Source organism: Clostridium beijerinckii HUN142, assembly GCF_000621745.1.
Lineage (GTDB): Bacteria > Bacillota > Clostridia > Clostridiales > Clostridiaceae > Clostridium > Clostridium beijerinckii_A.
In genome coordinates this window covers 40,556-64,164 of sequence record NZ_JHXK01000021.1, presented here as the reverse complement: position 1 = coordinate 64,164, position 23,609 = coordinate 40,556, and the positions used below count along the sequence as shown (strand labels likewise).

Sequence of the window (23,609 nt, the reverse complement as noted above, 5' to 3'; positions counted from 1 at the left end):
ATAATATGAGGAAAAATAAAATTAGAAAGTTGGTTAGTATTTCTTTAGCTATGTTAACAGTATTATCATTTACAGCATGTGGTAGCTCAAGCAAGAAAACAGATACAGCTACATTAAAGGATGTTTCATTTCCATTAAAAGAAACAGCTACTTTAAAAATGCTTACAAGTGCGCCATCAATTTCGACTCAAGACCCAAATGAAAGAATTATTTTTCAAAGATTAGAGAAAGAAACAAATGTGCATATCGATTGGACGTGCTATACAGATGATCAATTTCCTGATAAAAAGAATTTAGCATTATCAAAAAAAGATACACTTCCAGATGTAGTATTTAATGCTGGTATGAACAATAATGATTTACTTCGTTATTCAAAACAAGGAGTTATTATTCCAGTTGAAGATTTAATAACAAAGGATATGCCAAATTTATCAAAAGTTCTAGAAGAAAAACCAGAGTATAAGAAAATGATTACTGCACCTGATGGCCATATTTATTCATTCCCATGGATAGAGGAATTAGGAAGTGGAAAGGAAGCAATACAAGCTGTTGGAGATATTCCATGGATAAATAAAAAATGGCTTGATGAATTAGGGCTTCAAGTACCAAAAACAACTGATGAATTAGTTACAGTTTTAAAAGCATTTAAAGATAAACACCCTGAAGGGAAAACAGATGTAATTCCAATGTCATTTATTATTAATGCTGTTGGCGGAAATGAAGATCCAGGATTTATACTTGGGGCTTTTGGATTGGGAGACAATGGAGATCATTATATGGTGACTAATGATAAGAAAGTTGTATATTCAACTACTCAAGATGGATATAAAGAAGGTATCAAGTGGCTTCACAAGCTTCAAGAAGAAGGTCTTATAGATCCAGAAGCGTTTACTCAAAAATGGGATACTTTTGTATCAAAGGGAAAAAATGATCGTTACGGTATGTTTTTCACTTGGGATAAAGCTAATATAGCTGCAAACAAAGATGATTATATACCTCTTCCAGCACTTGCAGGTCCTAATGGAACTGTTAATGCTACTAGATCAAATGGATATGGGTTTGATTTAGGAAGATGTGTTGTAACATCAGCAAATAAAAATTTAGAATTAACAGCAAAATGGATAGATAAGTTATATGAACCGCTTCAATCAATACAAGATAACTGGGGAACATATGGTGATGAGAAAAATCAAAATGTATTTGAGTTAACAGAAAATAAAACTTTAAAGCATTTACAATTAGGTACAGCATCACCATGGGAAGTTCGTGCAAATCAATTTGTTTCAGGACCATTAGCAGTTCTTGATAGTTATTATGGAAAGTATACAACATCTCCAGATGATGCCCAAGAAAGATTAGATATACTTCATAAAACTTATGTTAAAGATATGAAAGCTGATTACAATTATCCACCTGTATTTATGTCTCAAGAAGATATAGAAAAACTTACTCAATATGAAACAGCAGTAAAGGCATATACAGAACGTAAGAAAGCTGAATGGATTTTAAATGGTGGAATAGATGAAGAATGGGACTCTTATTTAAAAGAAATGGATAATCAAGGTTTATCAAAAATATTAGAAATTAAACAAAAATATTTAGATTCATACTTTGCAAAATAAAAAACTTATATAAGCGGCTTGAATGGTCGCTTATATAATATTTAAGATGATTGAAAGGAAATGATTATGAATAATATAGTGAGAAATAGTAGTGGAATTTTAAATAAAGCAAGAGTTTTTGAAGAAGAATCTATAAAGAGTATACCAAAAGAACAGAGGCCATCGTTTCATTTATCATCACCAGTCGGGTGGATTAACGATCCAAATGGATTTTCTAAATTTGCAAAGGAGTATCATCTTTTTTATCAATATTATCCATACGATACTAAATGGGGACCAATGCATTGGGGGCATAGTAAGACAAAGGACTTTATAAGGTGGGAGCAGTTACCAACAGCTCTTGCGCCAGATCAGGAATATGATATGGGAGGATGTTTTTCTGGAAGTGCAGTAGAGTCAGATGGAAAGCAAATACTCATGTATACTGGAGTGTTTGACAAAGTTCAAGAAGATGGGGCTCATATAATTAGACAAACTCAATGTATTGCAATTGGAGATGGAGTAAATTATGAAAAGCTAACGTGTAATCCTGTGATAACAAGTTATTCTTTACCAGAAGGTAGTAATTTAGAAGATTTCAGAGATCCTAAGATATGGAAAGAAGCTGATGGGTTTTATACTGTAGTAGCTAGCAGGCATGCTGATGGAAGCGGACAAATTCTTTTATATAAATCAAGTGATTTAAAAGAATGGAACTTTGTTTGTATTCTAGATAGAAGTAAAAATGAGATAGGTAGCATGTGGGAATGTCCAGACTTTTTTAATATTGATGGAAATAATATTATGATTATTTCACCAATGGAAGTAAAGGCGAATGGACTGAAATTCCATAATGGACATAATACGGTGTACTTAATTGGAAAATATGATAAGGAAAATCATACGTTTAATAGAGAAGATTATGGAACTATAGATTTTGGTTTAGATTTTTATGCTCCTCAAACTCTAGAAGCAGAAGATGGAAGAAGAATTATGATAGGATGGATGCAATCATGGGAAAATAATATTGTTCCAAAAGACTTTAAGTGGTGCGGAATGATGAGCATTCCTAGAGAACTAACAATAAAGGATGGAAAGCTAATCCAAAATCCAATTAGAGAAATTAGAAATTACTATAAGAATTCTGTTAAATACGAGAATGTATTAATTAAAGATAATGTGGAGTTAGAAGGTATATCAGGAAGAGAATTAGATATGACTCTGGAAATTGATGGTTTAAATTGCGAAGAGTTTATAATTAAAATTGCTAAAAATAATGACTATGAAACATTAGTTACTTTTGATCCAAGAAAAGATATCATTTCATTTGATAGAAGTTATTCAGGGAAACTTTGTGATTCCTTACATAAGAGAGAAATGAATATAAGAAATCAAAATGGAAAGATTAAACTAAGATTAATTATAGATAAATACTCTGTTGAAATATTTGCAAATGATGGCGAACAAGTAATGACATCTACTTTTTATACTAACTTAGATGCAACAGATATTTCATTTTGTGCTAAGGGTGAAGCAAAAGTAAGTATTGAAAAGCATAGTATTGTTTTAAATTAAGGATTATATTTAGATGTGTTTAAAAAAGCGACTAAATTAGGCTTTATAATTCAGCTACTTTTAGATACATAGATAAGTATAAAATTTTCAACAAATATTAGTTTACAAAGCAAATTTCTATAGTTTAATAAAGATAAACTAAGATAGATGGAGGATTAAGGTGAGTAAAAACATTTTTTGTATAGGAGAGCTTTTAATTGACATGGTTTGTGTTGATAATAAAGGATTAAAAGATGGAGAAAAGTTTGAGAAAAAAGCAGGTGGAGCGCCAGCAAATGTTGCAGCATGTATTTCTAAATTAGATGGAAATGCTTATTTTTTAGGACAAGTTGGTGACGACTACTTTGGAAAACATTTAATAGAATTATTAAAAGATTTAAATATAAATACTGAAATGGCAGTAGAAAAGGGTAGTACAACAATAGCGCTAGTTGGTATAGATGCAAATGGTGAACGTAATTTTGATTTTCTACGAGGCAGTGATGGAGAATATTCATTTAATAATATTGACTTATCAAAAATAACTAACTCGGATATCATTCATTTTGGTTCTGCTACAGGATTTTTAGAGGGTGAATTAAAGAAAACATATTTTAAATTATTAGAATATGCAAAATCGAATAATATATATGTATCTTTTGATCCCAATTATCGTGATGCATTAATAACACCAGATAAATTAGAAATGTTTATTGAAGATAGTGTTGAGTTCATAAGAAAAAGTGATTTTACTAAGCTAAGTGATGAAGAGCTCTTTCTATTAACTAAAGAAAAAGATGTAACAGCAGGAGTTAATAAATTGCATGAATTAGGCGTTAAGGTTGTAACTATTACGCTAGGATCTAAAGGAACATATCTAAGCGTTAATGGACAGAATGAAATAATTCCATCCATTGAAATTAAGCAAGTAGATTCAACTGGTGCTGGAGATGCATTTGTTGGAGCCGTATTAAAACAAGTATCTGATATTGAGAATAAACAAAATATAAGTTTTGAAGAATGGAAAGACATAATTTTATTTGCAAATAAAGTAGGTGCTATTACATGTACAAATTATGGAGCAATAGCATCAATGCCTATTTTAAGTGAAGTAAGAAAATTATTTTAATAAATATTGCAATAATAAATTTGTATTTAAACTTCTAATAAGCAAAGTGCTCAGTTAGGTAAAAATTTATAGGCTCAATTGTAACATATATATTAGTGTGAAAAAATAAAACCAGTAATATTAGAGTGTATTGTACTAAAAAATAAGAGAAAAAGTGTGTTAATGAAAATCTGCATTGTGTAAATTAAAAAAAAGAGTGTAAAGAGTAAATATTTTTATTAAGTGAAGCTGGTTTAAGCGTAAATTTAGTATAATATGCTTTATTTACACTCTTGTTTGGCATAATAATTGCTTTAAATAAGAAATTAGGTAAGTATTTAGTTGAAAATTTAAATAGAAGTGTTATTTATAGCTTTGGATATGTAATGGTAAGTACTAAAAATTAAAACTAGGGATTAAAGGAAAGTGATAATGCCATGAAGCAAATTGATAAAATTTATAAGTATATATTATCAAATTCTAGGGAATTTACTAAAGAAAAATTATTTAAAATTAAGGGATTTAGTGCGCAGCAAGTTGCTGAACACTTGGGGATATTAAGGAGCAATGCTTCTAGAGAACTTAATATTCTTTGTAGAGAAAAGAAAATAATTAAAATTAGAAATAGACCTGTTCTATATTTTGATAGAGAACAGTTTATTAGAATATTAAAGGTAAACTTAAATGATGAATGTAACGAAGGTATAGAAATTAACGATTTTATCAATTTGTTAGAGGATAAAGAAGATAAATCACCTTTCGACTCGTTAATAGGATTTAATACAAGTTTAAAAAATCAAATAGAACAAGCAAAGGCTGCTTTATTATATCCACCGAATGGGTTGCATACTCTAATAATTGGTAGTACTGGTGTTGGTAAAAGTTTATTTGCTAATATGATGTACAAATACTATAGAAATATAAAACAGTCACAAGAGGATCCGCCATTTATAATATTTAATTGTGCTGATTATTCTAATAATCCCCAACTTCTTCTATCACATATATTTGGACATGTCAAAGGCGCTTTTACAGGAGCTGAAAAAGAAAAGGAAGGGATAGTTGAAAAAGCTGATGGAGGCATATTGTTTCTAGATGAGATACATAGATTACCACCAGAAGGGCAAGAAATGGTATTTTACTTTATGGATACGGGAACCTATAACAAATTAGGCGAAACAGATAGACAGCATAAAGCAAATGTGCTATTAATTGGAGCTACAACAGAGGATCCAAATTCTACGCTGCTTAAGACTTTTATTAGAAGAATCCCTATAACAATAACTATTCCACCTTTTGATGAAAGACCTATTAATGAAAAATTGGATCTTGTACAATATTTGCTTTCTAAAGAAGCACAGAGAGTGAACAAAACTATTAAGATTTCTTCGGAAGCAATTAAAGCTCTCATAGGCAGCACTAATTATGGAAATGTGGGACAGCTAAAATCTAATATACAATTGGTTTGTGCAAAGGGATTTTTTAATTGTATTAACACAAATAAGGACATTGAAATAAATTTAAGTACATTACCTCCAAATATAAAAAGCGGAATATTAGCTTTTGGAAATCAAACTAAAGATAAAACGACTATATGGAATATGATTCCTAATAATATTACTATTCAGCCAGATGGAAATAGAAAATTTTTAGAAACAGATGATTATGAAACACCATTTAATATTTATAGAATAATAGAGAGTAAAACTTCTGTGCTTCAAGAAGAGGGCATGAATGATGAAGAAATAAAGACATTTATTACTACAGATATTAGCATTCATTTAAAACAATTCTATGATCGATTCAACAATGATATAAGCCGGAGGGAAGGCCTATTAAAGATTGTTGATAAAAATATTGTGGAATTTTCAGAAAAGATAAAAATACTAGCTGAAAACAGATTGAATAGAAAATTAAATGAACGTTTTATCTATGCAACAAGTCTTCATTTTAGTGCATTATTTAATAGGATTAAGAAGAATACTGTTTCCTATGAATCAAATATTGATTTATCCATACCAATTGAAAGCAAAGAATATGAGGTCGCTAAAGAAATTCATGCACTTATTGAGAAGAACTTTAACCTAAGTATACCTAATGTTGAGATTGAATATTTAGCATTATTATTAAATTCAATACGAGAATCATCTCGTCAAGAAAGAGTTGGAATTGTAGTAGCATCACATGGGTCAGGAATTGCAACTAGCATGGTTAGTGTAGCTAAAAAGCTATTTGAAGCTGATAATATTCTTGCTGTTGATATGCCTCTTGAAAGATCACCATCGGATGTTTTAGAAAATGTTATAGAAAAAGTTAAGCAAGTTGATGAGGGAAAAGGCGTATTGCTTTTAGTAGATATGGGATCGTTAAACAGTTTTGCAGATGTTATTACAGAAAAAACAGGGATAAACATAAAAAGTATTGATATGGTTTCAACTCCACTAGTTCTAGAAGCTGTTAGAAAGTGTTCTGTTTGTGACGTTGATTTAAATTCAGTATATTCGTATTTACTTACTGATTTTAGGGGATACACTAATAATATTAACACGCAGGCAATTCAAGAAACTAAGGAAAAAAATAAGGTTATAATTACTGTATGTTCTACTGGAAAAGGGGCAGCTATAAAGCTTAAGGAGTTGGTAGAAACGGTTACAAATAATATAGGTGTTAAGAATGTTAATATTATTTCACTTGGACTTAAGAACTTAACTAAGTCAATTAAGAAGATTCAGGAAGAAAATAATATTTTGGCTATTATAGGTATTGCAAATCCTAATCTTGGAATTCCATTTATATCTATAGAACAATTAATCGATGGAACAGGGGAGAATATATTAATAAGTATTATCAAAGGCAAAAAGATAGAAACTATAAAAAATACGGGAGATAAGCAAATAATATTTGAAAATCTCTGTACGCAAACTATTGCTGAATTTATAACATTTCTTAATCCAAAAAAAATTTATTCTCTATTAGATGAATTTTTGAATATTACTGAAAGGTTATTGAGTGTAAACTTTGAAAATCCAGTTAAATTACGAATCATGTTTCATGTTGCATGCGCATTAGAAAGAATGGTACTGAATAATGGATTAGTATATGATGATGGCAACATAAATTTTCATAAAGAAACTATAGAAGCATTGAAGGAAGCGAGTTTGATTTTCAAAAGTGCATTATCAATAAATCTAACAGATGATGAAATTTATTATATTGCTGATATAATTGGATGAAGCTTGGTTTAGTGTAGGAATTTAATTCTTGCGTATTATAAGATAGTGTATGAATGCCTACTTTATCTAAATATAAAACTCCCTTGAAATAAAAAGTTTAATCAGAATATTTCAAAGGAGTTATTTACTTTAGTTAATACTTTATATTATTTATTAGAACTTTCTAAAACGCGTTATGATTAAGTAGAAGAAAATTTTATCGTAATTTAATATACTACTTTATTAAATTTATACCTAGTTCAAATGCTTTTTCACAATCTAAAGGAAATTGTAGTTTTCTATGTGCTGCTTTTGATTCTTCAGAAAAGGCACTAGATTCATATTTTGAGTAATCATCAAATTGGTAAGTATCATTTGAATACATAACTAATGGTTTTGTAAATATACGTTCAATAGTAGATTCAATTTTATTAAAGGCTGTTGGATAACCAACTTGTCCCATAAGATTTTCTGGAACATTCATTGTATAAATAAATGCAGTTGGCATTTTCTTTGGTGCAATTGTAGAATAGTTTTTATCATACACCAAATAAGGGAATAATAGTCTTTCTAAAAATGTCAATAATTGACCTGTTATATTACCAAAATATATTGGAGAACCAAAAATAAGCCCATCAGCTTGAGATACCTTTTCTAAAACTTCGTAAATATCGTCTTTTATAGCACATTTTCCATAACTTTTACCTCCAAGTCTTTTGCAGGCAAAACAGCTTTTACACCCAGTATAGTTTAAATCATATAAATTAATTATTTCAGTTTCAACTTCTTTATCTTTTGCAGCTTCTTTAACGCCATCTAAAGCTTTTTGAAGTAATATAGCTGTATTTTTATTTTTTCTTGGACCTCCATTAATTGCATAAACTTTCATAGTAGCACTCCTCTTTCTTTATAATGTTTTATTTTTAATTTTTCTGCTATAATTAATATAACACGAGGTCGTAAATGTACAAGTATGTAGTTTTTTCTGTGCTAGTATAAAAAGTATACTATTGAATTTAAAGGAGTTGTAATTATGAGCAATGATACGGATTGCAGTGGAGAATTCCATAGCGATAATGTATATGATACAAAATGTCCCCTTATATATGCATTAGAGATTATTGGACAAAAATGGAATATACCTATTATGTAGTACTTATTTGAAAATGATTTTACCAGATATAATGAATTAAAACGAAAAGTTAAAGGTATTACTAATATGATGCTTACAAAATCTTTAAAAGAATTAAAGGAACATAATCTTATTGTTAGAATCCAATATGAAACGATTCCTCCTAAGGTTGAATATGCTTTAACAGAAAGAGGAAAGGCACTACTTCCTACATTGAATGAATTGTCTATATGGGGTGAAGAACAAATAAAACTTGATAAATCAAAATCAAATTGTGAATGATATAAAATGTCAACATTATATTAGAATATATCTAAATTTAAAAGTTAACTGCCATTAATACATGAATCTAAAAGGATCGTGTGTTAGTGGCAGTTAATTTTTATATACATGTGTGTTAATTCTACAAAATTATTTAATAAACTGTGTTAAATGTGATTTGAAGTATGTAAATCCTAAATTCATAGTGTAATCAAAAATATTTAAGTATCAGAAAAGGTAGTTATAGCCTTATTTCAGGATGACTTTTTTATTTACATCCTTGATTGGCATGGGAATTGCTTAGTATATAAGTATAAAAATAATATATGTAGCAAGAAAGGATGATAGAGTAATGATCTCAGTAATTATAGGTACCCATGGTATATTTTCAGAGGAAATTCTTAAATCAGCAGAAATGATTTTTGGAACTCAGGAAAATGTAGGTGCCGTTACTTTTAAACCAGGTGAAGGAATTGAATCACTTGTAGAAAAATATAACACTCTTATAAAAGAGTTAGATTCAACAGACGGAGTACTATTTATGGTAGATCTGTTTGGAGGAAGCCCATTTAATGCGGCAAGTATAATAGCAATGCAACATGAAAATATGGAAATTGTAGCAGGTGTTAATCTGCCAATGATTTTAGAGGTTCTAGGAAGTAGAGATTTTTCAAGCATAACAGAATTGTTAAGAGTAGCAGAAAACTCTGGAAAAGAGGCTATAAAAGTTTTAACTAAAAATATCAATATAGATGAAGATGAAGAAATTATATAAATTGTTTGTAAAATATTATGATAATCGCAATTTAAGTAAATATAAAAATTGAAAGATAGGAGATAAAAAATGGAAATTAGCTTTATAAGAATAGATGACAGATTAATACATGGACAAGTAGCAACAGTTTGGACTAAGGAGAGTGGGTGTAACAGAATATTTGCCTGCAGTGATGAAGTTGCAGCAGATGACTTAAGAAAACAATTAGTAATTCAAGTAGCACCTCCAGGAATAAAAGCATATGTGCTTCCAATAGCAAAAGCAATTGAAGCATATAATAATCCTAAATTTGACAGCTTTAAAACTTTATTTTTATTTACAAACCCTACGGATGTATTAAGAATGGTTGAAGGCGGAGTACCAATTAGATCTGTAAACGTTGGAGGAATGTGTTTTAAAACTGGTGACAAACAAATTACAAATGCATTATGTATGAATGATGTTGATATTGAAGCGTTTAAAAAGCTTAATGAAAAGGGGATCGAATTAGAGGTAAGGAAACTAGCAAAAGATCCTAAGATAAACTTAATGGATAGATTAAAAGAATTAAAATTTATATAAGTATATAAAAACTTTTTTATATAAATTAAAAAAAGAAAGAGAGGAATTATAAATGAGCACTTTACAATTAATTTTATTAGTAATAGTTGCAGCAATTGCTGGTATGGCAAGTGTACTTGATGAGGCACAGTTCCATAGACCAATAATTGCATGTACACTAGTAGGCCTTGTACTAGGGGATATTAAAACAGGAATTATACTAGGTGGAACACTTGAAATGTTAGCATTAGGATGGATGAATGTTGGTGCAGCTATGGCACCAGATGCAGCACTTGCAAGTGTAATTTCAGCAATACTTGTCATAATTGGTAAACAGTCAATTGGAGCGGGTATAGCAGTAGCGGTTCCAATAGCAGCAGCAGGACAAGTTCTTACTATCTTCGTAAGAACAATAACAGTGTTTTTCCAACACTTAGCTGATAAATATGCTGAAAAGGGTAACACAAGAGGAATAGAAATGTGTCATATACTAGGTTTATCACTTCAAGCAATACGTGTAGCTATTCCAGCAGCCATAGTAGGAGTACTTGCAGGAACAGATGCTGTAAATGCAGCGCTTGCAGCTATACCACAAGTTATTACAAGAGGGCTTCAAGTTTCAGGTGGATTTATAGTAGTTGTTGGGTACGCAATGGTAATGAATATGATGAATAGTAAATCATTACTACCATTCTTCTTCATTGGGTTCCTACTAGCAGCATTTACAAACTTCAACTTAATTGGTTTTGGTGCTGTGGGTGTTATTGCAGCAATATTCCATATAAAATCGATAGCTAATGAAGGTAAAGTAGTAGTGGCTGGAACTGGAAGTATTGATGATATTGATGATTCAGACTTAATGTAATTACAGAAAGGAGATAAAATAATGAGTGAAAAGAAATTAAATAAAAGTGATATAGTAAAAATGTTTATCCGTTCAAATTTCTTATTGGGATCGTTTAACTTTGAAAGAATGCAAGCAATAGGTTTTTGTGTTACATTAATTCCAGCTTTGAAGAAATTATATAAGGGTGATGAATTAAGTGCAGCACTTAAAAGACATTTAGAATTCTTTAATACACAACCATTTATGGCAACGCCAATTATGGGAATAACAGCAGCTATGGAAGAACAAAAGGCAAATGGGGCAGATATAGATGAGGCATCAATAAGTGGTGTTAAGATTGGTCTTATGGGACCACTTGCCGGAGTTGGAGACCCAATATTCTGGGGAACACTAAGACCTGTGCTTGCAGCATTAGGGGCAGGACTTGCACTTACAGGAAGTATAATTGGACCATTAATTTTCTTCATAGGATTCAATGCAATAAGACTTGCAACAAATTGGTATGGAATGTTCTATGGATATGAAAAAGGAACTCAATTAGTTGCTGATATGGGAGGAAATAAACTTAGATATCTTACAGAAGGTGCTTCAGTACTTGGATTACTTGTTATAGGTGGTCTTGTTTCTAAATGGACAAGTGTTAATATACCTTTTGTTCTCTCTAAATATACACAAGCTGATGGAAAAGAAGTAGTTACAACTATTCAAAGTGTACTAGACAGCTTAATGCCAGGATTAGTTCCACTTTTACTAACATTTTTATGTATGTATCTATTAAAGAAGAACGTGAATCCATTATTAATAATCTTTGGATTGTTCGCAGTAGGGATTTTAGGAGTTGCGTCTGGAATATTACAATAAACATTAATTCATAATCTTATTTTAAGTAAACCATTTTAAATTGAAATTTATTATAGCAGTATAGATTACCTAATTAATATTATAGATTAAAGGTCTAACATTAATTAAATTAGTAGGGTAGTCTATACTTGTATTAACAACAATATTCTCATGATTATATAGTGAATTTAATCGCAAAGTAAACGTTACCTAAAGTTGAGGAGTTCATATAGTATAGTAAATTCTTATGAAAGTACAAATTTAACATTACTAAAATAATTATATTTATAGAATCAAAGGATAAACACTTCTAAAAATAACGATAAAAGGGGTAAAAAAATGAAGAAATTAAAGTTAAAGTTAATAGCAATAACAGTTGCAACTATGACAACAGCAACGCTGACTTCAGTAAGTGCATCAGCAGCTTGGATACAAAATGAAGGGAATTGGAACTATTTAAGTGATTCAGGGGAAATGAAGATAGGTTGGGTTAACGATAATGGTGCGTGGTACTATTTTGATAATTCAGGAACAATGAAAACAGGCTGGATAAATGATAGTGGTACATGGTATTATATGCAGCCATCAGGAGAAATGAAGATAGGTTGGATTAGTGATAATGGTACGTGGTATTTTGCAGATACATCAGGAACAATGCAAACTGGAGTAGTAAAAATAGATGGAAAAACTTATTTTTTAGATGAAACTACAGGAGCTATGAGGGTAGGAGACATAACAATAAATGGAGCAACTCATACATTTGCACAGAGTGGAGAAGCAATAGGTTCAGATTTAGCATCAACTAAGACATTTAATTCAAATGGAGTTAAAATAGCTGAAACAAATACTCAAGGTAACAGTAATAACACATCAAATACAACAACTAATGAACAAAACAACTCAACAAATACTACAAGTAGTGAAAGATCCCACCACCACAGTAGTAGCAGTAGCAGCAGTCAAGTTAACAAACAAGAACTAATAAATGCAATAACAACTGCAAAAGCAAAATATGCAGCAGCAGTAGAAGGAACAGAAGTAGGGCAGTATAAAGTTGGGGCGAAATCCACATTTAAAATAGCTATTGATGCAGCACAAGCAGTTGTAAACAATACGTATTCTACACAAAAAGATATAGATTCAGCAGTATTATCACTTTCTACAGCTACGACTATATTTGATAGCAGTTATTATAATGATAATGGTAAAGTTAATAAAATATCCTTAATAAATGCAATAACAACTGCAAAAGCAAAATATGAAGCGGCAGTAGAAGGAACGGAAGTAGGGCAGTATAAAGTTGGGGCGAAGTCCACATTTAAAATAGATATTGATCTAGCACAAACGGTTGTAGATAATGCAGGTTCTACGCAAAAAGATATAGATTCAGCAGTAATGGCACTTGAATCGGCTACGACTATATTTAATGATAGTATTAATAAAGATGTTGATCCGAGTACTTCGACTAATTATTTAGAAAATTATCGTGAACAATATCATTATTCTCCGGCTAAAGCTTGGGCAAATGACCCAAATGGAATGGTTTACTTCAATGGTGAATATCACTTATTTTATCAATACTACCCAGACGCTTCAGTATGGGGACCAATGCATTGGGGACATGCTGTTAGTAAAGATTTGATTCATTGGACAGAGTTACCTATTGCTTTAGCACCAGATGATGGTGGAACAATATTCTCAGGATCAGCAGTTGTAGATAAGGATAATACGACTGGCTTCTTTGATGGAATTGCTGGTGGTGGATTAGTTGCGATTTATACTCAAGATTATATGGATAACGGTGCAGAAAAACAAAAAGAGTGTATTGCTTATAGCAAAGATAATGGAAGAACATGGACTAAGTATGCAGGAAACCCTGTTATTGCAGCAGAAAATGATCCATTGAATAATTCGGCATTTAGAGATCCAAAAGTATTCTATAATGATGGAAAATGGTTTATGGTAGTTGCTGGCGGACCACTAAGATTTTTCTCATCAACAGATTTAAAAACTTGGAAACCAGAAGGAATGCAGCCAGAAATTCAAACAGAGTGTCCAGATATATATAAATTAGAAGTTGGAGATACTGGAACATATAAATGGGTATTAAGTGAAGGTGGCAGATATTATAGAGTTGGAGATTTCAAAGAAGTAGGTGGTGTGTGGAAATTCGTTACGGATAATGATGAACATTTACCTATGAATTTTGCTAAAGACTCATATGCTGCTCAAACTTATTATGGTACAGGCGAAAACGGTACACCAGATGGAAGAAGAATTATGATTAATTGGATGAATAACTGGGATTACTGCAATAATGTTGCTTCTATAACAAAGACTTTTAATGGATCTTTTGATTTACAAACTGAATTAAAATTAGTTAACACAGATGCAGGAATTCGTTTAATACAACAACCAATAGACGAATATAAAACTTTACGTAAATCACCTACGACTTTTAATAATGTTATAATTTCTCCAGATCAGCCTAATATTATGAGCGGTTTATCAGGAAGCCAATATGAAATTGTAGCAGAGTTCACACCAGATGAAAATACAACAGAAGTTGGATTCAAATTAAGAGTTGGAAAATCTGCAGATCAGGAAACTATAGTTAAATATAATACTCAAACTGAAGAAGTAACACTTGACCGTTCAAAATCAGGAAAGTCACCAAGTGCAGATAAATTTTTACAAGCTTATAGTCAAAAAATGGGTAAAACATCTGACGGTAAGATTCAATTACACATTTTTGTAGATGCAGCTTCAGTAGAAGTGTATGGAAACAATGGTGAAGTAACTGGTTCAGCTCAAATTTTCCCTAATCGTTCTAGTGATGGCGTTGAAGTATATTCAGTTGGTGGAAATTCAACAGCTACAATTCAATATTATTCATTAAGTAGTATTTGGAATAATGAGGTTGCTGGTAAAGATTCTGCATTAGTATCATTGAGTGAAGGTGATCTAGGCAAAAAAGTAGGTGATGAATTTACTATTTATACAGCTACGGTTCCAGAAACAGCAGAGCAAGGTGTTACTTGGAAATTTGATTCTAATATTTTAGAAATTGTAAATCAAGATGATGAAAAAACTACTTTTAAAACAAAAGGCGTTGGAAATACAAACTTAACAGCTACATCAAAAGATCAAAAATCAAGCAAAGCAATTAATGTAAGTGTGTATGACAGCAATCCAAGCAGTATAATAAAAGACTTAACTAATTTTGAAACTACTGGAGATTGGTATGTAAAAGATAACAGTTATATAGGAAGTAGTTCGGGTGATGGCTTTGCTGTGGCACAAGAAACTAATGTAAGTGGAAAGGTTTCTACTTTGAAAGCAGATGCAGATGTGTCAGATGGAAGTACTGCAGGCCTTGTATTATTATCAAAAAGTGCAAACCCAAAGGAAGGTTCTATAATAGCTAATATAAATAAAAATGGCGAATATAGAGTGTTTGTCTTCACAGGGCTTGATGCAAATGGAAATCCACAAGTCAGCGATTTAAATAGTGGGATAGTTCCAAAGACTGATGATAGCATATATAAATTGAAAGCAGAAATTAGTGATGGGCATATTAAATATTGGATTAATAACGAATTAGTTTGTGATACTAAACAAAGCTATTATGAAACAGGAAGATTTGGATTAAATGTTTATGGAGGAGCAACATCATTTAAAAATGTAAATCTTAGTAATGATGTTCCAAGTACTGAAACAAGTATTTCAGGTTCAGGTTTAACTTTTGATAATTCACCAGAGAACTTACATGTTTCTGATGATAGTTATGTAGTAGATGGTGGCAAAAACAACAACGGTTTTGCAATTTCAGATCAGAATATAGATACAAGTCAAGGAACTTATATTTTAGATACAGATTCTAAAATTTTAGGTGATTGGCATAATCAAAATCCAGCAAATGGTGATGTAGCAGGAGTTGTATTACTTGCTCAAGGCGATAATTACTTTGGAGATGGAGGAATTATAGCTAATGTTGGAAAATGGGGTCATTATAGATTGTTTGGACAAGTTCCAGATGGAACTGGCGGCATGAAAGAGGTTACATTTGCAGAGGGTGATGTTCCAGAAGCACAATATAATAGATACCATTTAAAAGTTGAGCTAAATAGAGATCATATTATTTATTGGATAAATAGTAAAAAGGTATGTGATATAACTCAGGATTATTATACAACCGGGAAATTTGGATTGAATGTATGGAATGGAGCATCCGAGTTCAGGAATATAGTACTTAATAGCAATTCTATAGGAGGTGAAATAGCGAAAACTGAGACAACAACAGGAGCGGCAGTAACAGTAGATGAAACAGCAGGAATAGAGAAAAAGGAAATCGCGATGGCAGGAGATAAAACTACATCAGCTGAAACAGTAGCAACAAATGTAGCTGGAACTGATACTTCAGGAGATAAAACAACAGGAGCAGATGCAACTGAATCTGGCGTGACAGAAACAGCAGAAAAAGTAAATGAAAATATAAATAAGTAAAGTTTTGATTGTGTGGAAGTAGAGAAATTTAAGCCTAATTATATTTAAATTATTGTAAGAAAATGAGACAATACTATCTTAAACTGAAAGGCAGTATTGTCTTTGTAATGAAGAAAAGAAATATATAGTTTGTAGTTTTCAGTGAATTTGTTTTTATAACAAAAAGTCTAATTAAACTATTTCACAGTTAAAACAGCTCTAAAGTTAACCTTAGCAGTCATCATTTTTTCATACGCTGAATTTATTTGTTCTAGTGGAAAAGTTTCAACCATTGAGTGCACATTTGTTAGAATACTAAAATTTATAGTATTTTTTCTAGTATTAGCATCTGTGGCTAACCATCCTTGTATACTTCAAGTAGTTTGATGCTATTACTCTGTGAGGGTTATTGAACCTGGACCTAATATTACAAGTTTATCATCATATTTGAAAGGTCCAATGTTGTATTTAGCTGAGTTTGCAGGCAAACGACGTGATTCTATTATCTGCTCGTTATCATCTACTATAATCATAAAAATGGTTGCAGAAGAGCCGTTTTGAATATTGTATATAATATTTTCCATTAAGTCTAAGTCTTTCATTCTATAGATACCTTCAGACAAGGTTTTATTTAAAGGTTGTGCCATAACAGTTGGACTTTTTATATTAAATGACAAAAATAGAAAAATAGAAAATATAGCAATAAATCTTTTCATTAGATTATCCACCTTCCAAGTTCCTTATAATAAATAAAATATTAACTCATTTAATTCTTATTATGTGAAACTTAAAAAAAACTATTCGAATATTAAGATGGTAAGTAAATTATTGCACAATGTTAAAGTATTGAGGATTATAAAGAAAAATGCATATATAATGGGCTAGCTCAAAAAGGAAGGTACAAATACGAAAGTTGATTTGGTCTAGCTATTCTTATAAAAAATCCGTGCATCAAATAGTGATGCACGGATAAATTACGTTATGTTTCAAGAAATTATGCCACGCTATAAATCTTTACATCTGGGTCAGCACTCCAAAGTGGCTTTAAGCCTACGAATACATCATTTTGGAACATTGAGCTTGATAGGTAAGCTTGTGCATGTTCTACGCTATCGAAGCCATGAAGTACCTGAACATCCTCATCACGAATTAATAGATCCTTTGTCAAAGCACCTTCAATTGTTTCTAGAAATGGTCCACGATAATCAGTATAAACCTTAGCAGCCGCAGGACGCTTAGCTTCTTCGATTTTCATTGTGATTTCTAAATAAGCATTTACTTTCATAAGTATTACCTCCAATTTTTTCATATGACTCATTTTGCTTTCCTGAGTCTGGTATAATTATATTTCAAGCACTCTAAGAGAAAAAGATATCCGTAAATTTATAAGTTACTAATAAATTTCATAGTTACTTGTTAATATATAGACAGCCTTCTATAATAGTTTTAAATTCACTTGAATATGAAAGATGCGTAGCAATCTGGAATTGTTACGGACTTATAAGAAAGATAGGAGGATAAAATGTCGATATCAGTTTTTTGGACAATGTTAGGATATATGCTGGTTTGCTCTTTTACACCAGGTCCTGGAAATATTCTAGCCCTAAATACTACAACTCAATTTGGATGGAAAAAAGGAAAGCGACTAATTTTTGGAATCTGTGCAGGTTATGCATGTGTGCAGTTTATTTGTACTATGGCAATATATGGATTGAACGCTTATCTCACGCCAGTGCTTGTTGTGCTGAAATATATTGGAAGTATATATATGGTTTGGTTAGCGGTAAACATTTTTTTGAGCAAACCACTAAAGGATAAAAAAGATGAGGGAGCGTCATTTAGAGAAGGTTTCTATCTTCAATTTGTAAATGTAAAAATTTATTTTTATATTATGACTCTGCTTATGGTCTATCTTGCTCCACATATTAGTACTTTGCCAGGTTTGCTTTTGGCAGGTGTAGGAGTAGTAAGCGTTGGAGGTGCAGCTTGTTTAACATGGGCATTTCTTGGAATTAAAATGCAGCATATTTACGAAAAATATTACAAGCCTATTAATTTTATATTGAGCCTATTTCTGCTGTATTGTGCTTTTGATATTGTAAGGGGGGGAAGTTAATGTATCAACATAAAATGGAAGATGACATCAGGTGTCCACTTGAATATGGTCTTGAAATTTTCGGTGGAAAGTGGAAGTCACGAATAATATGCGTTTTGGCTGGAAAAGGCACTTTGCGATACAGTGCGCTTCGAAAAGAAATGAGTAATATAACGGATGCAGTTCTGGCATCAACACTAAAAGAACTGATAGCAAATGATATTGTGTTAAGAAAATCATTTGATGAAATTCCTCCTCGTGTGGAGTATTGTCTTACTGAGAAGGGGCACTCTGTGGTTCCTATTTTGCAGAGTATTTGCAGATGGTCAGGGGCATATCATAAGGAAGATAATGAAAATACAATGACGCAATGTAAAAAATGTGACTATAAGTATGGAAAAGGAGGAATTTTTTAATGGCGATTACTTACATAGAGGAAAAGAAATTTACACAAGAGGAAGTACAGCAATTATTCTTATCTGTTGGCTGGGTTTCAGGACAGTATCCAAGTCGATTATATAAAGCGCTGATGAATTCTTCTACAGTCTTAACAGCTTGGGATGGAGATAAATTAGTTGGTCTAGTGAGAGTTTTAGATGACAGCGAAATGGTTGCATATATTCACTATGTTTTAGTTAATACTAATTATCAAGGACAGAAAATTGCTGGAACTATGATTGAAAGGATTAAGAAAAAGTACAAGGATTATTTATATATTGAGATTATGCCAGAAGAGAGAAAAAATGCAGCTTTTTATGAAAGATTTGGATTTAAAATTATGACAGATGGTGTGGCAATGCAACTTTGCAATTTTAATAATCAGTGCTAATGAATATTGAAAAACTACTATATTAAAATATTACCTATATTAGATGGGGAAAACAGAAATGGTTGTATCAATTTTGTATGATGAATTTTAGCATTGTCTATTACCATAACAATTTTCCATTTCAGCTGTTTTTCTATTGGTGGAGTCCTTAAAATGTTTAGGTAATACATATAGTATGTTGGATTTATGGAAATACTGGCAGGCAAAGAAACTAATACTGTTATTAATAAGTTGTTTTAACTTATTATAGTCATAAGACAAGCAAGATATTTTTTGATTCTTGCTTATCAAAGATCTTATACAAGATGTCTTGGGGATGAAATTAGTGATTGAAATAATCCTTCTTGTATTATTTTTTCAATTTATTTGTTAACAAAATGATCTTATATTTAAAGTTATCGTAGTGGAAAATATGGCATCAGTACTTTTGATGTAAAATTTTCCATTATGCATATCTATAATCTTCTTACAAGTTTTTAATCCTATACCTGTACTATCCAATGATTTCAAATTGTTTGTTTGATTCTCTACAGTAACAAATAATTTTTCACTTTCAACATAGTATTTTACTTTAATTACTTCAGACTTATCTGCGTATTTAGATAGATTAGAAAAAATATTATCAAAAACCCTTTGTATTGATATTAAATTTACTTTAAGGAAAAAAGGTGTATTACAAGAGGAAAGATCAAATAAAAATCCCTTATCATCTAACATGAAAATTTGTTCTTGAATTAGTTGTTCTAGCAGTTCGTTTCCGTTAAAGGTTTCTAATTCTAAGCTGTCATGAGCATTAAAAACTGTAAAGTACTCAAATAATTTATCTGATAGATATTTAATTTGATATGCCTTTTCTCTGCTATTATGAATATATTGTCTAAAATTTTCTTCGGTTTTATATTTTTTATATTCTATAATATCCAAATATCCAACTAATGCTGTGAGAGGAGTCCTTAAATCATGTGACAGTGCTGTAATTAATTCACTATTTGCAAGTCTTGCTTCATTCTCACTTTCTAGTCTTTCCATAAAGGACTTTCTCATATCATTAATGCTTTGTGCTAATGATGAAAGTTCATCATTACTATCTATAGTAATATCATACGTTAAATCTCCACCTTCTAATATTTTTATTTCATTTTCAAGTAATCCAATATAGGCTATTTTTTTATTAATAAAAAATAATATGAGGATTATAAAACAAAGTAAAGATATCGCTATTCCAACAAAAGCTAGAATATAGTAATACTTATATTCAAAAAAGCATTCCATATGCATTTTTGCATCAGCGTCAATAAATGATATGTCGATAAGAGCATTACTAGGGAATATTGGACTTTCTTTATATTGTTCATAATTTGTTACTTCATTATTTACATTAGAAGCATAAACTAGATTGTTATCTTTATAAATATAAAGATTCACATTCTTGTTTTTACGAATCCAGGTTTCTATTTTATCATGATCATTTATTGATAAGTCATTACCTGATACATATTCTTTAAACTCTGATATAGCTTGCATTTTTTGATTTGCAAGAAAAGAGGTTTTGTCAAAATAATGATCTAATATATTGTCACCTATTGTTTGTATTAAGAGAAATATACAAACAGATATAATAAATGAGAATATTAAGGATATGATTAATTTAACTTCTAATTTAGTAGATAGAAATTTTCTATTCAATCCTGTACCCCTTTCCCCAAACAGTTTTTATATATTTGGGATTCTGTGGATCTGATTCTAGTTTGCTCCGCAAGTTTCTTATATGAACCATAACTGTATTATTGCAAGAGTAAAAATATGGCTCCTTCCAAATGCTTTCATATAAATTTTGTGCCGAAAAGATCTTTTTACGGTTTTTAGACATCAAAAGAAGGATATTATACTCAATTTCAGTCAAAACTATTTCTTTTCCATCTATTGAAACTTCGTTAGAAGCTATATTTATTTTTAGCCCGTTAATACTAATCGAATCTGTTAAGTCACTTGTATCCTTTCCCTTATAAACATAATATCTTCTAAGTAAAGCTTTAACTCTTGATACTAATTCTGTATATGAAAATGGTTTTGAAAGATAATCATCACTTCCAGCAGAAAATGCCATATACTTATCTGAGTCCTGAGATTTAGCTGTTAAAAATAAAATTGGTGCACTTGTTTTTTCTCTAATTTCTACACAGGCTTTAAAGCCTGTTTTTTTAGGCATTACTACATCAAGTATTATTAAATCAATGTTTTCATCAACTTTACTTATAGCATCTTCGCCATCTACAGCCTCTAGTACATTGTAGCCTTCGCTTTCCAATAAAACCTTAACTATTTCTCTTATTTCGTTATTATCATCTGCGATTAAAATATTTCTCATAGTATAATTAGACACCTCCATTTGTTACTAGTATATAACGTAACATATCCTAAAGCTATATTATTTAAGATGACTTAAGAATTCTTAAGATTTGACGTAGGTTAATTTTAAGATGTTATAGATAAACTTTTAATTATCAAATTAAAAATGAAAGGAAAAAGATTATGGATAGAGTAAAAAAAGTATTAATAGGAAAAGCATTATTGGCTCTATTGGGTACATTAGCAATTGCAGTAACTATTGAGTATTTACCATATATTATTGAGATAACTATGTCCCTTGATAAGTTTAGGAATTATATAATTTCAACTGGTAAGTTTGGGAGCTTTTTATTTATATTCTTTCAAATGCTACAAACTGTAATTGCACCAATTCCAGGCGAGGTCATTCAAGTTGCTGGTGGATATATATATGGAGTGACCATTGGATTAATTTATACGACTTTAGGAATGCTCTTTGGAGCTGTTATAGCATTTTATTTCACTAGATTAATAGGGGGGGCGTTTATAGAAAAGCTAATTAAAAAGAATACATCTCAATGGATTTTGGATCTTACGAATAGTAAAAAATTCGCTATTACACTATTTATATTTTTTATCATACCTGGATTGCCAAAAGATTTTTTGATATATGTAGCAGGATTAACTCCAATTAAGCCGTTAAAGTTCTTTGGAATCTTACTTGTTAGTCGATTCCCATGGCTTTTAGCTTCAGTAGCTATAGGATCAAATATTCATTATGGAAATTATATATCAACAATAGTGATTTCAATTATAGCAGTAACATTATTTGTCCTCGGGATAATTTATAAAGATAAGCTTATAAATAAGTTCTCACAAGCTAATCAAATCAATGAAAATATGTAGTCAATTTCTTATATAAAAAGGAGTAAAGAAATGTTTAAAAAATTTATACCAAACCTACTGACATTTATGAATTTATCATTTGGAATTCTTTCAATAATTGAAGTTTTGAAAAAAGACTTTTTGGAAGCAGCCATATTTATAATTGCAGCCGCTTTAGTGGACAGGTATGACGGAAGAATTGCTAGATATTTAAATGTATCTAGTGAATTAGGAAAAGAATTAGATTCCCTAGCAGATTTGATTTCCTTTGGAGTTGCACCAGCGCTACTTGTATTTATTAAATATAATTTTTCCAATATAGGCTTTGGAGCATTTGGAATTATTTTTATGCTAACTTATATTTTGTGTGGTTGCTATAGATTAGCAAAATATAATGTGAGTGAATTTGATGGGGTTTTTACTGGGATTCCAATAACTATTGCTGGTTCAATTCTTGCATTGTTTTCTTTGTTTGTACCTGGTAATAGTATTGCAATAACCTTATTAATTACTTTAATGATGATTCTTGCATATTTAATGATGTCAAAATTAAAGTTAAAAAAGATTTAAATTTATTAAGATTATTTGAAATTAGATTTTATATTGTTTCCTTAAGCAAAGAAGAATGAACAGGAGTTATATATAAAATTTAGAGCTTAAATTAAAAATGAATTTTGCAACAATCTAAGAGGGTGAAGTTTTATACCAGTAGCTGGGGTTATAATCTCTTTAATACCACTTTGTTTAATAGCATTTAATGTTGAAGGAGTAATTAAAATAATATCTGTTATTGTGATGATTGCCTTATTACATAGCTTAGAAAGTTACATATTAAATCCAAAACTCATGTCTGATAAAACTTCATTGCCAGTATTCTTTATATTTATAATACTGATAATTGGAAAACAATTCATGGGAACATGGGGATTACTTCTAGGAATACCTTTAGTTATGTTTATTTTAGAGGTCAAGGTATCAGATGACTCCATAAATCTTAAAAGTTAAATTTAGGCACTATCGAAAAAATAAAAAGTTAATCCGCCTGCCTATTTTTCATCATAGGAAGCTCGACTCTCATACGCTCGCTTATCAGCAGATTACTATAATAGCTCGCTAT

Annotated in this window: 19 protein-coding genes and 2 pseudogenes; 16 read left to right on the top strand and 5 right to left on the bottom strand. The window is 30.6% G+C overall.

The genetic code is table 11. The features are described 5' to 3' along the window. Positions 1-5: 5 nt before the first annotated feature. The 4 genes from T483_RS0111450 (at position 6) to T483_RS0111435 (ending at position 7,496) form a co-directional block, all read left to right on the top strand. The gene (locus tag T483_RS0111450) at positions 6-1,622 is read left to right on the top strand and encodes an extracellular solute-binding protein (protein ID WP_026886974.1); all 1,617 of its coding nucleotides are present in this window, start codon (positions 6-8) and stop codon (positions 1,620-1,622) included. Positions 1,623-1,688: 66 nt separating this feature from the next. Further along, positions 1,689-3,176 carry a glycoside hydrolase family 32 protein gene (locus tag T483_RS0111445; RefSeq protein ID WP_026886973.1) on the top strand — a complete coding sequence of 496 codons (1,488 nt, stop codon included), beginning with the start codon at positions 1,689-1,691 and terminating at the stop codon, positions 3,174-3,176. A 160-nt stretch (positions 3,177-3,336) separates the two neighbouring features. Then, positions 3,337-4,284 carry a carbohydrate kinase family protein gene (locus tag T483_RS0111440; protein WP_026886972.1) on the top strand — a complete coding sequence of 316 codons (948 nt, stop codon included), beginning with the start codon at positions 3,337-3,339 and terminating at the stop codon, positions 4,282-4,284. Positions 4,285-4,700: 416 nt separating this feature from the next. After that, positions 4,701-7,496: a sigma 54-interacting transcriptional regulator gene (locus T483_RS0111435; protein WP_026886971.1), complete on the top strand. Its 2,796-nt coding sequence runs from the start codon at positions 4,701-4,703 to the stop codon at positions 7,494-7,496. Between the two features lie 214 nt (positions 7,497-7,710). Here the strand turns inward: T483_RS0111435 and T483_RS0111430 are convergent, their stop codons facing one another. Beyond that, entirely contained in the window at positions 7,711-8,364 is a 654-nt protein-coding gene (locus T483_RS0111430) for a flavodoxin family protein (RefSeq protein ID WP_026886970.1), read from the bottom strand. Between the two features lie 144 nt (positions 8,365-8,508). On the opposite strand from T483_RS0111430, the pseudogene T483_RS29030 reads away from it, so the two are divergent. The 6 genes and pseudogenes from T483_RS29030 to T483_RS30125 all read left to right on the top strand — a co-directional run bounded on the left by T483_RS29030 (position 8,509) and on the right by T483_RS30125 (position 16,376). After that, positions 8,509-8,889 (top strand): annotated as a pseudogene (locus T483_RS29030) (winged helix-turn-helix transcriptional regulator). A gap of 331 nt (positions 8,890-9,220) precedes the next feature. Beyond that, entirely contained in the window at positions 9,221-9,643 is a 423-nt protein-coding gene (locus tag T483_RS0111420) for a PTS sugar transporter subunit IIA (protein WP_026886969.1), read from the top strand. 69 nt (positions 9,644-9,712) lie between these two features. Next, on the top strand, positions 9,713-10,204 hold the full coding sequence (locus T483_RS0111415) for a mannose/fructose/sorbose PTS transporter subunit IIB (RefSeq protein ID WP_026886968.1): 492 nt from the start codon (positions 9,713-9,715) through the stop codon (positions 10,202-10,204). A gap of 52 nt (positions 10,205-10,256) precedes the next feature. After that, the gene (locus T483_RS0111410; protein ID WP_026886967.1) at positions 10,257-11,048 is read left to right on the top strand and encodes a PTS mannose/fructose/sorbose transporter subunit IIC; all 792 of its coding nucleotides are present in this window, start codon (positions 10,257-10,259) and stop codon (positions 11,046-11,048) included. Between the two features lie 21 nt (positions 11,049-11,069). Beyond that, the gene (locus T483_RS0111405) at positions 11,070-11,891 is read left to right on the top strand and encodes a PTS system mannose/fructose/sorbose family transporter subunit IID (RefSeq protein WP_026886966.1); all 822 of its coding nucleotides are present in this window, start codon (positions 11,070-11,072) and stop codon (positions 11,889-11,891) included. 318 nt (positions 11,892-12,209) lie between these two features. Then, positions 12,210-16,376, top strand: coding sequence for a GH32 C-terminal domain-containing protein (locus T483_RS30125; RefSeq protein ID WP_051560354.1), 4,167 nt, complete (start codon positions 12,210-12,212; stop codon positions 16,374-16,376). Between the two features lie 371 nt (positions 16,377-16,747). On the opposite strand, the gene T483_RS0111395 is transcribed toward T483_RS30125, so the two are convergent. After that, positions 16,748-17,071 carry a hypothetical protein gene (locus T483_RS0111395; RefSeq protein WP_026886965.1) on the bottom strand — a complete coding sequence of 108 codons (324 nt, stop codon included), beginning with the start codon at positions 17,069-17,071 and terminating at the stop codon, positions 16,748-16,750. Positions 17,072-17,349: 278 nt separating this feature from the next. Continuing rightward, entirely contained in the window at positions 17,350-17,640 is a 291-nt protein-coding gene (locus T483_RS0111390; RefSeq protein WP_026886964.1) for a hypothetical protein, read from the bottom strand. 237 nt (positions 17,641-17,877) lie between these two features. On the opposite strand from T483_RS0111390, the gene T483_RS0111385 reads away from it, so the two are divergent. Genes T483_RS0111385 through T483_RS0111375 form a run of 3 tightly spaced genes read left to right on the top strand, consistent with a single transcriptional unit; the run spans position 17,878 to position 19,279 of the window. Then, a complete protein-coding gene (locus tag T483_RS0111385) occupies positions 17,878-18,471 on the top strand; it encodes a LysE family transporter (RefSeq protein ID WP_026886963.1) in 594 nt (197 codons plus the stop codon). After that, positions 18,471-18,866: a winged helix-turn-helix transcriptional regulator gene (locus T483_RS0111380; protein WP_026886962.1), complete on the top strand. Its 396-nt coding sequence runs from the start codon at positions 18,471-18,473 to the stop codon at positions 18,864-18,866. Before T483_RS0111385 ends, T483_RS0111380 begins: the two co-directional genes overlap by 1 nt. Then, the gene (locus T483_RS0111375) at positions 18,866-19,279 is read left to right on the top strand and encodes a GNAT family N-acetyltransferase (RefSeq protein ID WP_026886961.1); all 414 of its coding nucleotides are present in this window, start codon (positions 18,866-18,868) and stop codon (positions 19,277-19,279) included. The genes T483_RS0111380 and T483_RS0111375 overlap by 1 nt, the downstream gene beginning before the upstream one ends. A 369-nt stretch (positions 19,280-19,648) precedes the next feature. Here the strand turns inward: T483_RS0111375 and T483_RS0111370 are convergent, their stop codons facing one another. Beyond that, positions 19,649-20,965, bottom strand: coding sequence for a sensor histidine kinase (locus T483_RS0111370; protein ID WP_026886960.1), 1,317 nt, complete (start codon positions 20,963-20,965; stop codon positions 19,649-19,651). Then, positions 20,958-21,647, bottom strand: coding sequence for a response regulator transcription factor (locus tag T483_RS0111365; RefSeq protein ID WP_026886959.1), 690 nt, complete (start codon positions 21,645-21,647; stop codon positions 20,958-20,960). The genes T483_RS0111370 and T483_RS0111365 overlap by 8 nt, the downstream gene beginning before the upstream one ends. Before the next feature lie 164 nt (positions 21,648-21,811). On the opposite strand from T483_RS0111365, the gene T483_RS0111360 reads away from it, so the two are divergent. The 3 genes and pseudogenes from T483_RS0111360 to T483_RS0111350 form a co-directional block, all read left to right on the top strand. Next, positions 21,812-22,513 carry a TVP38/TMEM64 family protein gene (locus T483_RS0111360; protein ID WP_026886958.1) on the top strand — a complete coding sequence of 234 codons (702 nt, stop codon included), beginning with the start codon at positions 21,812-21,814 and terminating at the stop codon, positions 22,511-22,513. Positions 22,514-22,543: 30 nt separating this feature from the next. Then, the gene (pssA, locus tag T483_RS0111355; protein WP_026886957.1) at positions 22,544-23,062 is read left to right on the top strand and encodes a CDP-diacylglycerol--serine O-phosphatidyltransferase; all 519 of its coding nucleotides are present in this window, start codon (positions 22,544-22,546) and stop codon (positions 23,060-23,062) included. A 126-nt stretch (positions 23,063-23,188) separates the two neighbouring features. Then, a pseudogene (locus T483_RS0111350) lies at positions 23,189-23,497 on the top strand (AI-2E family transporter); the annotation flags it as partial. Positions 23,498-23,609: the final 112 nt, after the last annotated feature.

Coding starts and splice junctions, on each gene's coding strand:
- T483_RS0111450 (WP_026886974.1), top strand. CDS start 6: ATGAGGAAAAATAAAATTAGAAAGTTGGTTAGTATTTCTTTAGCTATG.
- T483_RS0111445 (WP_026886973.1), top strand. CDS start 1,689: ATGAATAATATAGTGAGAAATAGTAGTGGAATTTTAAATAAAGCAAGA.
- T483_RS0111435 (WP_026886971.1), top strand. CDS start 4,701: ATGAAGCAAATTGATAAAATTTATAAGTATATATTATCAAATTCTAGG.
- T483_RS0111430 (WP_026886970.1), bottom strand. CDS start 8,364: ATGAAAGTTTATGCAATTAATGGAGGTCCAAGAAAAAATAAAAATACA.
- T483_RS0111420 (WP_026886969.1), top strand. CDS start 9,221: ATGATCTCAGTAATTATAGGTACCCATGGTATATTTTCAGAGGAAATT.
- T483_RS0111415 (WP_026886968.1), top strand. CDS start 9,713: ATGGAAATTAGCTTTATAAGAATAGATGACAGATTAATACATGGACAA.
- T483_RS0111410 (WP_026886967.1), top strand. CDS start 10,257: ATGAGCACTTTACAATTAATTTTATTAGTAATAGTTGCAGCAATTGCT.
- T483_RS0111405 (WP_026886966.1), top strand. CDS start 11,070: ATGAGTGAAAAGAAATTAAATAAAAGTGATATAGTAAAAATGTTTATC.
- T483_RS30125 (WP_051560354.1), top strand. CDS start 12,210: ATGAAGAAATTAAAGTTAAAGTTAATAGCAATAACAGTTGCAACTATG.
- T483_RS0111395 (WP_026886965.1), bottom strand. CDS start 17,071: ATGAAAAGATTTATTGCTATATTTTCTATTTTTCTATTTTTGTCATTT.
- T483_RS0111390 (WP_026886964.1), bottom strand. CDS start 17,640: ATGAAAGTAAATGCTTATTTAGAAATCACAATGAAAATCGAAGAAGCT.
- T483_RS0111385 (WP_026886963.1), top strand. CDS start 17,878: ATGTCGATATCAGTTTTTTGGACAATGTTAGGATATATGCTGGTTTGC.
- T483_RS0111380 (WP_026886962.1), top strand. CDS start 18,471: ATGTATCAACATAAAATGGAAGATGACATCAGGTGTCCACTTGAATAT.
- T483_RS0111375 (WP_026886961.1), top strand. CDS start 18,866: ATGGCGATTACTTACATAGAGGAAAAGAAATTTACACAAGAGGAAGTA.
- T483_RS0111365 (WP_026886959.1), bottom strand. CDS start 21,647: ATGAGAAATATTTTAATCGCAGATGATAATAACGAAATAAGAGAAATA.
- T483_RS0111360 (WP_026886958.1), top strand. CDS start 21,812: ATGGATAGAGTAAAAAAAGTATTAATAGGAAAAGCATTATTGGCTCTA.
- pssA (WP_026886957.1), top strand. CDS start 22,544: ATGTTTAAAAAATTTATACCAAACCTACTGACATTTATGAATTTATCA.